11 protein-coding genes are annotated in these 12,691 nt (G+C 61.4%); 6 read left to right on the top strand and 5 right to left on the bottom strand.

The features are described 5' to 3' along the window. Positions 1 to 22 precede the first annotated feature (22 nt). Complete coding sequence (locus AXK12_RS01655; RefSeq protein ID WP_197456955.1) at positions 23 to 1,750, top strand: hypothetical protein; 1,728 nt, start codon at positions 23 to 25, stop codon at positions 1,748 to 1,750. A gap of 164 nt (positions 1,751 to 1,914) precedes the next feature. Further along, complete coding sequence (locus tag AXK12_RS01650; protein WP_156468776.1) at positions 1,915 to 3,999, top strand: hypothetical protein; 2,085 nt, start codon at positions 1,915 to 1,917, stop codon at positions 3,997 to 3,999. Positions 4,000 to 4,181: 182 nt separating this feature from the next. Here AXK12_RS01650 and AXK12_RS01645 read toward each other — a convergent pair whose 3' ends face one another. From AXK12_RS01645 to AXK12_RS01635, 3 genes are all read right to left on the bottom strand, one after another. Next, positions 4,182 to 5,204, bottom strand: coding sequence for an aldo/keto reductase (locus AXK12_RS01645; protein ID WP_068711040.1), 1,023 nt, complete (start codon positions 5,202 to 5,204; stop codon positions 4,182 to 4,184). 51 nt (positions 5,205 to 5,255) lie between these two features. After that, positions 5,256 to 6,509, bottom strand: a complete 1,254-nt coding sequence (locus AXK12_RS01640; protein ID WP_197456954.1) for an MFS transporter — start codon at positions 6,507 to 6,509, stop codon at positions 5,256 to 5,258. Between the two features lie 71 nt (positions 6,510 to 6,580). Then, complete coding sequence (locus tag AXK12_RS01635; RefSeq protein WP_068711056.1) at positions 6,581 to 6,931, bottom strand: hypothetical protein; 351 nt, start codon at positions 6,929 to 6,931, stop codon at positions 6,581 to 6,583. Positions 6,932 to 7,081: 150 nt separating this feature from the next. On the opposite strand from AXK12_RS01635, the gene AXK12_RS01630 reads away from it, so the two are divergent. The 3 genes from AXK12_RS01630 to AXK12_RS01620 all read left to right on the top strand — a co-directional run bounded on the left by AXK12_RS01630 (position 7,082) and on the right by AXK12_RS01620 (position 9,818). Continuing rightward, positions 7,082 to 7,894: a coiled-coil domain-containing protein gene (locus AXK12_RS01630; RefSeq protein ID WP_068711038.1), complete on the top strand. Its 813-nt coding sequence runs from the start codon at positions 7,082 to 7,084 to the stop codon at positions 7,892 to 7,894. A 134-nt stretch (positions 7,895 to 8,028) separates the two neighbouring features. Continuing rightward, positions 8,029 to 8,514, top strand: a complete 486-nt coding sequence (gene sufU / locus AXK12_RS01625; RefSeq protein WP_068711037.1) for a Fe-S cluster assembly sulfur transfer protein SufU — start codon at positions 8,029 to 8,031, stop codon at positions 8,512 to 8,514. Between the two features lie 29 nt (positions 8,515 to 8,543). Then, complete coding sequence (locus AXK12_RS01620; RefSeq protein ID WP_269446578.1) at positions 8,544 to 9,818, top strand: aminotransferase class V-fold PLP-dependent enzyme; 1,275 nt, start codon at positions 8,544 to 8,546, stop codon at positions 9,816 to 9,818. 67 nt (positions 9,819 to 9,885) lie between these two features. Here AXK12_RS01620 and AXK12_RS01615 read toward each other — a convergent pair whose 3' ends face one another. Next, complete coding sequence (locus AXK12_RS01615) at positions 9,886 to 11,124, bottom strand: nucleoside monophosphate kinase (protein ID WP_068711035.1); 1,239 nt, start codon at positions 11,122 to 11,124, stop codon at positions 9,886 to 9,888. 80 nt (positions 11,125 to 11,204) lie between these two features. Further along, the gene (locus tag AXK12_RS01610; RefSeq protein ID WP_068711034.1) at positions 11,205 to 12,119 is read right to left on the bottom strand and encodes a LysR family transcriptional regulator; all 915 of its coding nucleotides are present in this window, start codon (positions 12,117 to 12,119) and stop codon (positions 11,205 to 11,207) included. Positions 12,120 to 12,265: 146 nt separating this feature from the next. On the opposite strand from AXK12_RS01610, the gene AXK12_RS01605 reads away from it, so the two are divergent. After that, the gene (locus tag AXK12_RS01605) at positions 12,266 to 12,454 is read left to right on the top strand and encodes a hypothetical protein (protein ID WP_068711033.1); all 189 of its coding nucleotides are present in this window, start codon (positions 12,266 to 12,268) and stop codon (positions 12,452 to 12,454) included. Positions 12,455 to 12,691 lie beyond the last annotated feature (237 nt).

Genomic DNA, 12,691 nt, shown 5'->3' with positions numbered 1-12,691 from the left:
GGAGCCCAGTGAATCCGCAAAAATGCCCAGCCTTGTTTGCCGAGTGGTGGCGGACGACGATTTTGCTGCCGAGTCGGAGTGCGAACGGGAAGACGCCTGCGATTTAGAAGGCGCGCAGGCAGACGCGCGGCTGTTTTGGCTTCGTGCGCCGCTGCTTGGCGAGTTTCCTATTGAGGCACTGGATTTTGCCGAAGTGGGTGCCCGTGACGAGTGGGAGACTTTGCGAATGCAGCGTATGGTTTTAGGCAAGGGGAACTTGCCACTTTGGGAGCGAGAGGAATCGGAAGGCAGCGATCTTTTTTTGGAGGCCCGGTCGGCGGCGCGATTTTTCGGTGGCGGTGATACGCTCCACTTAGCGAGTTCTACGCCCGCGAACACAGCGAGTGCGGCCGCTATTGGGTTTTTCTGCGATTTTAGCGAACTACGCCCGAGCGGCGCATTTTCGTTTACACCGCAATTTTCGCCTAAGCGTTCTACCGCTTCCAACTCTGCGAGTATCGGCGATTCAGATACGTCCCATTTGGCGGCGGCGGACAGTTTAGGTGCCGTTATTCGCGAGCCGCCGCGCACGGGTCGGGCTTCGCAGTTAACGAGTGTATTTTCTATCGGCGGCGGCGCGGCGAGCGTGCGCAGCACACGTGAGTGGCGAGCCGCGAGCAGTGGCCGCGCGGACGGGCAGCTTCCGATTGAGCGGGTGCACTTTGAGAAGGTTGCGCAAAAAAACTGGGGCCCGACTAAGAATGTCCTCGCGGTAGGAAACTACCTCGTCACTGCCGACCGTTCGCTCGCTGCCATCAAACTTGATGGCGTGGGCGATAGCTGGGACAGGGAGGGCTATGAGTTGGGGCGGGTCATTAATCTCGATAAGCACACGCTGAGCATTACTGGCGCGGGCATTCTCTCGGTGGGCGAAAAGCGTGACAAAATTTGGAACGGCACACTGGCGACCACGCGCGATAATTTCGAAATCCACGTCACTGGCGGCGGCGCGGGCTATGGCGGGCTGGAAATCGCTGCGGTCATGGTTAACGCCGCGACCGGGACGACCGGCCTTATCAAAACGGGTGACGGCGAGCTCATCCTTTCCAACCAGACGAAGAACACGTTTGCCGGAGAGGTTCGGGTGGAGCGCGGCACGCTGACGCTGCGCTCCAAGGATGGGGCGATCGCCTCGAAAACGATTTTCGTAGGCGACGGCTCCGGCCCGGCCATTCTCAATCTCAAAGGCGGGCGCGATCACATAGACCCGGAGGCGACGGTGACGCTGCGCGGTGGGGAGGCGGGCGAGGCGGCGGTCCTGCGTTTTGAGAAAACGCACCCCAGCAAAGGTGTCTCCCAAAAGCTCTCAAAACTCGTGATCGAGGGCAGTAGTGTTATCGAGTTTATCGACCCGTTTATTACGGATGGTAAAGGGACTTCGCCCAACAAGAATGCGCTCTACATCGACGAGCTCGACTTGCGCGGCGAGCTTACCATTCGCGGTTGGGATAAACACGATACGCAGATTTTCATCAAAAGCTCCGTCCAACCCGACGCGGAGCTTTTAGCCAAAATTCACGTCGAGGGTCACGCTAACCTCCGCGTCAGCCAGACCTCCGATGGCTATTGGTCACTCGAAGCGGTACCCATCCCCGAGCCTGCGATTTGCGGTGCGATCGTAGCCCCGGGCGTGCTTGCGCTCGCGGCGTGGCGAAGGCGCGCGCGCGCTTCGGAGTCTGCGCAGCGCGGCGAGCGTGCGCAGCACACGTGAGTGGCGAGCCGCGAGCCAGATGCCCCGTCATTTCAGTAGTGACGGTAGTCGCCGCTAGTCTCTTACGAGGCTTTTAGGAAACGTTACTTAGCCGTTTCGGCTAAAATCTTGCGGTGAGGGCGTATGCGCTCGTGGGCATGTTTCGCTACTCGCAATGGCTCCCTGTGCTTTCGTTTGTCCTCACTCTTTCGGGCAAAAGTTTCGCGGCTGAGCAAGCACCTCAGGAGGCACCCGCCCAGCCCGCATCATCCGCCCCGCTCGCTCCATCCGTTGTCGCCACCCACGAGACTCGCGACACGCATTTTACCGCGCTGCACGGCGACCTCTCTTTCCGCGTCAGCCCTGCCGGCTCGGCCACGCCCGATGAGCCTATCCGCTGGAACCAACTCGTTTATCGCGATGGCCAACTCGTCTTTGGCGCACGCGAGAGTCTCGGAACCATCCTTTGGGAGACCGCTATCGACCTCGGCAACTACGCGATGCGGAGCCTCTCCCTAGCCGCGGGCCGAGATGCTAACGAGGTCGCCACGCTCGTCATGAAGCGCGAGCTGATCGGCCACCGTGGGCTGCAACTCGTGGGCGATGGGCGCATGGATATCGCAACGGCCAATCCGCACTTCACCGGCCCGCTCCTCATCGAAGGCGCAGAGCTCCGCCTAAGCGAGCAGGGGACGCTTAAAAAACACCCCGCCGTGCAAGTCAGCGCGGGCGGCAGCTTCGTCATTGATAATCGCGACGTGCAGCACGTCGTGAACAAGCGCTTCAACGGTGGCGACCTCGCGCTCAGCTCGGGCAACTTTCGCTTCCTCACCCGCAATAACGCCGCCGCGCTCGAGCGCATCGGCACGCTCACAGTGGGCCAAGGCGCGAGTAAGTTTGAGGTCTCCGGCGGTGGCCCAGGCAAGCTCGGGACGACGATTAGCATCGGCAAACTCAGCTTCGCCGCGCCCGCCGCGCACCTCAACTTTGTGGCCTCGAACGGCTCCGATTTCTCGCAAAACACGACTGTCAAATTCCTGCAAAAACCCGAACTCCTGCACGGCGTTATCCCGCGCACCACGGTTAACGGATGCGACTGGGCGACCGTGGATAGTCACAACCAGCTCCGCGCTTACTCGGGTTACGAAACCGGCAGCGACAAGAGCTGGGGCCCGAGCGTGAATGCTGCGCCGGCCGGGAATCTGCTCGTCAGTGCCGACCGCTCGCTCGCCTCGCTCAAATTTGAAGGCGAGGGACTTGGCGGAGACGATGAAGACCGCAACCCGCTTGGGCGAATTGTCGATTTAAACAACCACACGCTCACCGTTACCGGCGCGGGCATCATCGCCACCGGAGACGAGTTTCGCCACCAACTCCGAGGCGGCACACTCACCACCACTCGCGACAACTACGAAATCCACGTTTCCGGCACGGGTGGGCTCGCGATTGAAAACACCATCATCACCGACGGCCCAAACGGCCCCACCGGCCTCATCAAAACCGGCGACGGCGAGCTGGTCTTTAGTTCTCCGAAGCCACCGGCGCCAAAGGTCAACGACAACAGCTTCACGGGCGACGTTTATGTGAACCAAGGCACGCTCACGCTCTTCCGTAAGAGAGGCTCCGTACACAATATTCCCGGGCTCAATATCTACGTCGGTGCAGGCCAAGGCAACGCGCGGATCAGCGTCAGAGGAGCAAGTGAGCAGATAAACGAAAAGGCGACCGTGACCCTGCGCGGCGGCCCGAAAGGCGAGGCCATCTTCCGACTCGACCGCGCCCAACCTCCCCGTGGTCCCCGCCAGACTCTCCAGAAACTCGTGATCGAAGGCAGCGGCGTCATTGAGTTTTACTCCTCCTATATAGGTAGCGGAGGAGAGACTACCGATAATACCAAAAGCATCCTCTACCTCGGCGAACTGGAGATTAACGGCGAACTGATCGTGCGCGGTTGGGATAAATACAACACCCACATCCTCATCGATTCGAAAGAAGCCCCGACCGAAGAGCTCATCTCGAAGATCAAGTTTGAAGGGGAGTATCTGAACAAAATCTTCGTCGAAAAATTCTACGCCAAAGAAAAAAAGAAAGACTATTGGGAGATTAAGGCGGAGTTCGAGTATATCCCTCCGACCTATCCGCCGCCGCCAGAAACTCCCGAACCGGCGACGACCGGTGCGCTCCTCGCCACCGGAGCGCTCGCCTTCTCAATGTGGCACCGGCACCGACGCGCACGAAAAATCCGGCACGAGGCGCGGTGCTCAGCTTGAGCCGAGACTGCCGCTTGCGCGGGAGCGATTGGTCAGTCGCGGCGAGGCTCGTGGAGCGCGGTGCGTGTAGCCGAGCCGGCGTTTCGCTTTTTCAATCGAGTGGCAGCGGCTGCGGATGCTGTGCCCGCGTGTGTTCTCGTGCAGGGCGCCGTGCTTATCCGCACAGCGCCCAATAACGGAGCTTAAGGCTGTGTGCGCTCGGGGGCATCGATGCCGACGCGTGCGAGTTGGTCGGGCGTGTAGCGTGCGCCTTCGATCGGGATCGCAGCGGCGGCCCGGGCTATTTCCGCAAGCTCGGCCGCACTGAGTTCTACAGCGGCCGCGCCGAGGTTTTCCTCGAGCCGCTGCAGTTTAGTCGTCCCGGGGATCGGCACGACCCAAGGCCGTTGCGCGAGGAGCCAGGCGAGCGCGATTTGTGCGGGCGTGGCGCGCTTGGTTGCAGCGACGCGTTGGATGAGCTCCACGAGCGCACGGTTTTTCTGAATCGCTTCGTCCGCGAAGCGGGGTAGGGCTTTGCGAAAGTCGCTTGCGGGCAGCGATGCGCCACTCAGTGCGCCGGTAAGAAAGCCTTTGCCAAGTGGGCTATAGGGCACGAGCCCGATGCCGAGTTCTTCGGCGGTGGCGAGGATGCCGTTGGTCTCCACGTCGCGAAACCACAGCGAGTATTCCATTTGCAGCGCAGTCACGGGCTGTATGGCGTGCGCGCGGCGGACGGTTTTAACGCCCGCTTCGGAGAGCCCGAAGTGCCGGACCTTTCCCGCTTCGATGAGCTCTTTGACCGCCCCGGCCACGTCCTCAATCGGCACGGATGGGTCCACACGGTGTTGGTAGAGTAGGTCGATGTAGTCGGTCCCGAGCCGTTTGAGCGAGCCGTCGACGGCGCGGTGGATGGAGTCAGCGCGGCTATCGAGGCCGACGTTTTTCCCGCCCTCGTAGCGAAAGCCAAACTTCGTTGCGATGACGACCGAGTCGCGCACGGGCGCGAGTGCCGCGCCGACGCGGGTCTCATTTGTGTAAGGGCCGTAGACTTCTGCGGTGTCGAAAAAGGTAATGCCGTGATCGACTGCACCGCGCAGTAGGGCCGCGCCCGCTTCTTGGCTGACGTCGCCGTTGTGCGTGTAGCCGAAGTCGAGCCCCATGCAGCCAAGGCCGAGTGCCGAGACTTCGAGCCCACCGTTAAACTGACCGAGTATGCGTGTTTTCATGATAGGAGATGACAGTAGTTTTATTAGATTAGCGTTTGCCGTGGGGCGAATTTACTTCGCGCCCACGCGGGTTTCTCTGTGTGTCAGCGCAGCGAGAGCCGAGGCGGCGAGGAGGAGCGCAGCGGCGGTGGCGAAGGTCGCACGGTAGCCGAAGCCGTCGAAGAGTAAGCCGCCGATGAAGGAGCCAGAGCCGATTGCCAGTTGGATAACGGCGACCATCAACGCGCCGCCGGTCTCGGCGTTTTTGGGCAAGGTTTGGGCAAGCCAACTCCACCAGCCAACGGGCGCGGCCGTGCCGATCATCCCCCAAAGCGCGAGCAGGACCGCGACGCATGCGAGGTGTTGCCCGAGCCCGAGCAAGCCGAGCGCGAGCAGGGCCATGAGTAGCGCTGTAGTGATGAGTGTGCCGTAGAGGCTGCGGCGGAGAACAGCGCCGATGAGTGCGTTCCCCACAACACCCGCCGCGCCGAGTATGAATAGGATGAGCGAAAGCGTGGAGGCGTCGTTTACTCCTGTGACGTTTTCCAAAAAGGGCCGCACGTAGGTGAAGAGTGTGAATTGGCCCATGAAGAAGAGCCCCACGGCGAGCATGCCGAGCGTGACGACGCGCTGGCTCACGAAAACTGAGAACACCGATGTCCCGCGTTCTTGTGTGCCGCTTTCTTCGCCTCCGAGCGCGGGGAGTTTGGGTAGCGAGAGCCGTTGCCAAACAATCGTCGCGGCGGCCAAGGGCACGAGCGAGAGGAAGACACCGCGCCAGCCAATCAGCGCCCCCAAATAGCTGCCGAGCGGTGCGGCGAGCACGGTCGCTAGCGCGTTGCCGCCATTAAAGACCGCGAGCGCGCGCGGCACTTGGTCGAGCGGTACGAGCCGCATCGCGACTGCGACCGACAGTGACCAAAACCCGCCCACAACGACGCCGATGAGCGCACGGCCAAGCATGTAGACGGGGTAGTTTGGCGCGAAGGCGATGATCGCGCCCGAGGCTCCCATGATCGCCGTCAATGCGAGTAAGAGTGTGCGCCGGTCGCGCGTCCCTGCGAGTCGCGGCACGACGAGCGAAGTGAGGACGGCGAAGACACCCGAAATCCCGATGCCCCAGCCGGCCTGCCCCTCGCTTACGCGCAAGTCGGCGGCGATCGGCGTCAGCAGACTCACCGGCATAAACTCCGAGGCGATCAGCACGAAGGCGCACAGTGACATGGCAAAGACGCCGCTCCAGTAAGCGCGTGGGGCTGGGTCAGCGGGCGTTTTTCTAGCGGCAGAGCGTGTCGTTTCAGGTTTCGCAGCGGGCGGGGCATCCATAAAAGACTGGCGATGATACTGCCCGCAGCGCGCGATTCGGTAGCCTGATTCGCTTTCTTTTTTGCCTAATCCTATGAAAACCGAAACTCGCCCTGCGGCTGCGACTCCTCGTCACGAGAGGCGGCCTTCGACGGCTTTTTGCGCGGCTCCGTCCACAGCCGCAGCGTGAGCTCGGCCAAGTTTTTCATGCTGGTGCGCCCTCCGGCGATGCCGTCATTGGGCGAGCTTTCGCGAAAGCGTGGGAGCACCGCACTGCGCTCCACAAAGTAGGCCCACAACTCGCCATCGAGCCGCCGCGCGGCCTCGAAATCGTCGGCAGCCTCGGCGGCGCTTGCCCGCACCTTGTCCTGCCAGAAACGCCGCTCGTCGGGGCTTTCTTGCCAGTAGTCGAAAACGAGTTGTTCGCTGCGGTTGAGGCTCACGGCGGGCGACGCTGCGTGCACTTTTGGCAAAAACAATCGCAAAGCCGGAACTGCTTTGCACATTGCACACTCAACACCGATCCCGACCGAGCTGAACGCACTCGTTGTGCTCATGCCCTATCCGTTTTTAACCTAAGTTTCCTTCCCGCCATGTGGTCTAAATTAAAAGAACAGTTTCTCGTGGTCATCGTGACCGCAGTCTTGGTCGTCGGTGGTGCCTACTGGCTGCACCTGCAAACGGTCGCCGGGCTCGCCCAGTCGCAGCAGCAAGAGCTCGCTCCGCTGCGCGAGCAAAACGACGCACTCAAAGCCGCTGCGGAAGAGAGCCGCCGCCAAATCGCCGATATGGATCAGCTCCTTAAGGACGCGATCTCCCGCCGCCAAGCGGACATCTTTATGACCGACGAGGAGATCGCCAAACTCAACCAAGAGAAGGTCGAGGCCCTCGCCGACGCGATTGCGCGGCGCGTCAATCCGCTCGGTGGACTCGCTGCGACACCCGAGGAGGCGGAGGCGCTGCAAAACGAGCAAATCGACCGCGTCTCCTCCCGCATGGCGCAGCAAATCGGCCCCATTCTCGCCGAGATGAGTGCAGACCAAAACCTCACGCGCGAAGCGATCGAGGGCTACAGCCAGCGCATCAGCGATCAGCTCGGCAGCGTCCTCACCGGTGAGCTGGCGAAGAACCAGCAGCTCAACAATAACCTCATGGAGACCCAGGCTGCCGCGCACGATGCGCTTAAAATCTCGCACGAGTTGACCGCGCTCTACCTTAGCTCGCAGAAAGACCAAGGGCTCATCGTGCGGCTCCTCTCGCTGCCGGCTAACATCGTCAAAGACGTCGCGCACCTGAACATCGTCGATAAGCGCAGCAAAGATAAGGTAGCTGAGGAGCTGATTGAGAAAATGACCGCACTCGAAGCCCGGCTCAAATCACTCCAAACACAGCAACCTCAGCGCTAAGCGCGTCTCGCGTTTGAAACGGGAACAGACCCTAGCAAAACGTTGAGAAGCGAAACTCTGCCAATCACCTCACCTAAAGCCGACGCCGGGCCGATTTAAGCCCGCCGCCAGATAAGAGAGAGTCGAAGACTGCGATGTCGCCTGAACTTACAGAACTCTACCAACAGGTCATTCTCGACCACAACCGCCGCCCCCGAAATCGCGGTAAGCTGCCGAGCGCCAACCGCGTCGCGCGCGGGGATAATCCGAGCTGCGGCGACCAGTGCTGCGTCTACATCCGGCTCGATGGAGAGCGAATCGCCGAGCTGTCCTTCGATGGTTCTGGCTGCGCGATTTCGCAGGCGAGCGCCTCGCTCATGACGACGCAACTCAAGGGCAAGACGGCGGCGGAGGCGCAAACGCTCTTCGATGAGTTTAAGCAAATCGTGACGACCGGCGAAGCCCCAGAAGAGATGAGCGACATCGCCGCCTTTGCCGGAGTGTCGGCCTTTCCCGCGCGGATTAAGTGCGCGACGCTCGGTTGGCATGCGGCACTCGGTGCGCTAAAGAGCGAGCCCGTCTCAGCCGAATCTGCGGCGGATTCCGGTTTGGCGATCACCACTGAAACTCACCTGGACTAAGCCCTCGTCCGCTTCGCTTTTCGCAACCTATGTCATCAAACCCTTTACGACGCAGCGGCATCGATGCAGCGCCAATGAGAGGCATCCGAGAGGCCTTTCCGATTCTGCACCAAAGCGTAAACGGAAAGCCGCTCGTCTATCTCGACAATGCCGCGACCACGCAAAAGCCGCGCGCCGTGATTGATGCGCTCGTGCATTATTACGAACGCGACAACAGTAACGTGCATCGCGGGCTACACGCACTATCGATGCGCGCGACCGATGGCTACGAAGGCGCACGCGCTCGCGTGGCGCGCTTCATCGGCGCGGCGGATCCTTGTGAAATCCTCTTCACGCGCGGGACGACTGAGAGCGTGAACCTCGTCGCGCAAACGTGGGGGCGCGCGAACTTGCGCCCGGGCGATGTCGTGCTCGCGACCGAGATGGAGCACCACGGCAATCTCGTCCCCTGGCAAGAGCTCGCTCGCGCGAGCGGCGCGACGCTGCGGCTCGTGCCACTCTTGGGCGAAAATGGAGAAGGCGGGCTCGACCTCGCCGCACTCGACTCGCTGCTTACGCCGCAAGTGAAGCTCTTCGCCTTCACTCATGTTTCTAACACGCTCGGGACGATTAATCCGGCTGCGCAGCTCTGCGCGAAGGCGCGGGCCGTCGGTGCGCTTACGCTCGTCGATGCCGCGCAATCTGCCGGACACCAGCCGATCGATGTGCAGGCGATGGGCTGCGATTTCCTCGCGATCTCAGGGCACAAGATGTGTGGGCCGACCGGCATCGGCGCACTTTACGGACGCCGTGAGCTTTTGGAAAAACTTGTGCCTTACGAGACCGGCGGCGGGATGGTTGCGACCGTCAGTTACGACGGCGCGACTTGGAAGCCGACGCCGGAGCGATTCGAGGCAGGGACGCCGAACATCGCCGGCGCGATCGGGCTCGCTGCGGCTTGCGACTATCTCGACTCGGTCGGTCGCGAGCACATCGCCGCGCACTGCCATGAGTTGGGGCGAATCGCTTACGAGCGGCTGAGCGAGTTGCCCGGCATTCGCTTGCTTGGCCCAGCAGCGGGCGCGGAGCGCAGTGGTATCGTGAGCTTCGCATTGGCAGATGTGCACGCGCACGACGTCGTGACCTTTGCCGATGAAGACGGACTCGCGCTGCGCGGCGGCCACCACTGCAACCAACCGCTGATGCACAAACTCGGGCTCACGAGCACGACGCGCGCTAGCTTCGCCCTCTACAATACGGCGGGGGAAATCGACACCCTCGTGGCTTCGCTGCGCCGGATTCAGAAGTTCTTCGCAGGTCAGTGAGCTGTGCCACTTGACCACGCGGGAGGGATGAAGCGGGAGCGTGAATGGCAGAGGCGGGGTGCTCGCCTCAGCCACGGCGGATTTGGGAGCCTTGGAAGCGGATCGAGATGCGGTAGACTTTTTTCGTTCGGCAGTGGATTTGGCCGGTCGCTAGGTCGACGCGTTCGGGCACTTCGATTCGGTGCAGGTCGATTGTGGCGTGGTAGCCGCGTTCGGAGAACACATCGATGAGCATTGAGAGGGCGAGCGGATCGTCGAGAACCGTGTCTTCGGTATTAATGATAGCCGTGCCCGAGATCGCGTGCCGAATCACGATGGGCATGACTTTTTGCCCAATGAAGGAGACGACGCTGGCGAAGAGCTTGGGCTGCTCCATCGCGTAGCCGTCGAGCCGCTTCACCAGTTCTTGGCGGGCGTGGATGATGATCTCGCTAGCGACGGGCACGTCGCGCAGTTGGTCGACGGTCTGCGGGTCGAGCTCTAGGGTGCTTTGGTAAGCGAGCTCGGTGGTGATGTTTTCCTCGACTTCGGCAAAGCTGCCTTGGGCGTTGATAAAGTGGTAGTGGAAGATCTCTTGGAGCGATTGGAGGGCTTCCCAGGTTTGCTCTTTGAAGACGCGGTAGCGGCGTTGCGCGAGGGCTTCGTCGTGGTCGGTGGCGCGGTCTTCCCAGAGTGTGCCGACGCCGGTGCGCAGGACTTCCTCGTTGTGCTCACGGGTCTCGCGTCCGCGCTTGAGTTGGCGGGCGATTGATTCCTTTTCGTCGACGAAGAGCACCATGATGTGGATGGTGGGCTGGCGAAAGTGGATGCCCAGCGGCGTGCCGTAAAACTCGTGGCGCAGTTGGTGCATCTTATCGACGAGGAGCTTGAGGCACTCGACTTGGACGAGTGTGCGCGGGAAGCCGTCGAGCACGACGCCGTCGCGATAAATGGGCTTTAGCAACTCGTGCAGGATGAGTCCGATGACCTCACGATCGCCGACCATGTGGCCGGTGTTTTTGAGCCGCTGGGCCTCGGGGGAATCGAGCAGCGCGCTGACGACGATGGGCGGGCAGGTGAGCCCGCGCGCCTTGGTGATGAAGGCGGTGTTGGTGCCTTTGCCTGCACCCGGTGCGCCGCCGAGCAGGATGATCTCCTTGGGGAAGCGAAGCTCTTGTCGGCCTAGCTGTTCTTCCAACTCGTGCCACACCGACTCGAAGATGAGGTGGGCATCTTTAATTTCGAGGTCGCTGAGTTTGGGGCTCGGCGGCTCGGAGTTGTGCAACAGGGAGGGGTTTGGGGTGTGTGGAGCGGAAGCGACCGTCATCGTGGGAGAGAGCGTAGATGGCGTGCGCGCGCGGCTTCGAGCCTGTTTTGTGTGCACATGGGGTAAGGGTGGTGGCGGGCTTACTTTTTGCGGGGCTTTCGGGCGATGGAGTGTGCAGCCCCTAGGCCCTCGCGGAGCATTTTGAGGAACTGCAGGATGCCGCGCGCTTGGTAGCTTTGGAGATGGCGCACGACGACGAGTTCGCGCGTGGGCTGTGTGTCGGCGAGGTTTAGGTAGACGATTTGGCCGTCGTCTTTGGAGGAGCGAGCGATGCGCGGCAGGATGGCAATGCCTGCGCCCAGAGCGACGAGTGACTTGACCGTGGCGAGTTGCGAGCAGCGGTAGCCGATGCGTGGCTCGAACTTGTGGTCGCCGCAGAACTGGCGGACGCGCTCGGCCAGCGAGCTCGAAGTGCCGAGCATGATAAAGGTCTCCTCGGCGAGGTCGGCGGCCTTGATTTTTGCTTTTTTGAGCAGCGGGTGTTCGGGGCCTACGGCGAGGAGCAGCGGTTCGCGCATGAGTGGCTCGACTGCGAGCGCGGGATTCGCAACGGGAGTGGAAACGATCGCGAGGTCGAGCGAGCCGTCGAGCACCGCGTCGAGCAGTTCGGGGCGAAAGTCTTCGCGCGCACGAATTTGGAGTTGCGGGTAATCGAGTCGGGCTTGGGCGATGAGGGCAGGCAGGATGTAGGGCGCGACCGAGGGGATCGCCCCGACCGTGATGCGGCTTTCGGTTTGGGCGTGATCGCGGATTTCTTTGGTCGCGTTATCGGCTTCGAGCAGGATGCGGCGTGCGCGCTCGATAAAGACTCGGCCCGCATCGGTGAGGACCGCCCGCCGCCCCAGACGGTGCAGGAGTTTGTGCTCGAGCTCCTTTTCTAGGTTGATGATTTGCTGGCTGAGGGCGGGCTGGGTGAGGCCGAGCGACTCGGCGGCGCGGGTGAAGTTGCCCCCTTCGGCGACGGCGATGAGCGAGCGCAGTTGATATAATTCCATAAACAAAATCGATGGAACACATAAATACTAACGATTTTTATTATTGTAAAGCTGCGCTATAGTAGGGCCGGCCACCAACCCGAGTGAGCTGAAGCAAAACACCGAATCACCCGCCGAAGGCCCAATCCCGAAGAACGCCCGACGTCATGAAAGACAAACTACACCTGCCCTCCCTTATCGCCGGCCTGCTCGCCGCGACTTTGCTCATTTACCTTGGTTCCCTCGTCTCCGTCAGCATCGACATGATCGTGGCCTATGGCTCGGTCGTTATGATGATGGTGCTCACCAGCTACGACTACCTGTCGCCACGCCGGAAGCACGCCGCGACCAAGTAACCGCTAGCGAAGAGACCCGCTGCGACCTAACCGCCCGAGGTGCTACCGCCTCGGGCTTCTTTTTTCGCTGAGTTTCCACTGCGCGTGGGGCGGCAGCGTGTCGCTGCACCCATTTACAGAGCCGCTTGGTTGCCGTGCATTCGCACAGCAGCCAAGCGGCTCTGTAGAAAGTGAACCCAAACTTGGAGGTGGGAGTTTACTGGTGATTTTTCCCACCTCGCCCAAACGGGTTATCAC

Origin of the sequence: Cephaloticoccus capnophilus, assembly GCF_001580045.1 — a bacterium.
Taxonomy (GTDB): Bacteria; Verrucomicrobiota; Verrucomicrobiia; order Opitutales; family Opitutaceae; genus Cephaloticoccus; species Cephaloticoccus capnophilus.
This window is presented reverse-complemented; position numbering and strand designations above follow the sequence as displayed.

Coding starts and splice junctions, on each gene's coding strand:
- AXK12_RS01605 (WP_068711033.1), top strand. CDS start 12,266: ATGAAAGACAAACTACACCTGCCCTCCCTTATCGCCGGCCTGCTCGCC.
- AXK12_RS01620 (WP_269446578.1), top strand. CDS start 8,544: ATGTCATCAAACCCTTTACGACGCAGCGGCATCGATGCAGCGCCAATG.
- AXK12_RS01645 (WP_068711040.1), bottom strand. CDS start 5,204: ATGAAAACACGCATACTCGGTCAGTTTAACGGTGGGCTCGAAGTCTCG.
- AXK12_RS01615 (WP_068711035.1), bottom strand. CDS start 11,124: ATGACGGTCGCTTCCGCTCCACACACCCCAAACCCCTCCCTGTTGCAC.
- AXK12_RS01655 (WP_197456955.1), top strand. CDS start 23: ATGCCCAGCCTTGTTTGCCGAGTGGTGGCGGACGACGATTTTGCTGCC.
- AXK12_RS01610 (WP_068711034.1), bottom strand. CDS start 12,119: ATGGAATTATATCAACTGCGCTCGCTCATCGCCGTCGCCGAAGGGGGC.
- AXK12_RS01640 (WP_197456954.1), bottom strand. CDS start 6,509: ATGGATGCCCCGCCCGCTGCGAAACCTGAAACGACACGCTCTGCCGCT.
- sufU (WP_068711037.1), top strand. CDS start 8,029: ATGTCGCCTGAACTTACAGAACTCTACCAACAGGTCATTCTCGACCAC.
- AXK12_RS01630 (WP_068711038.1), top strand. CDS start 7,082: ATGTGGTCTAAATTAAAAGAACAGTTTCTCGTGGTCATCGTGACCGCA.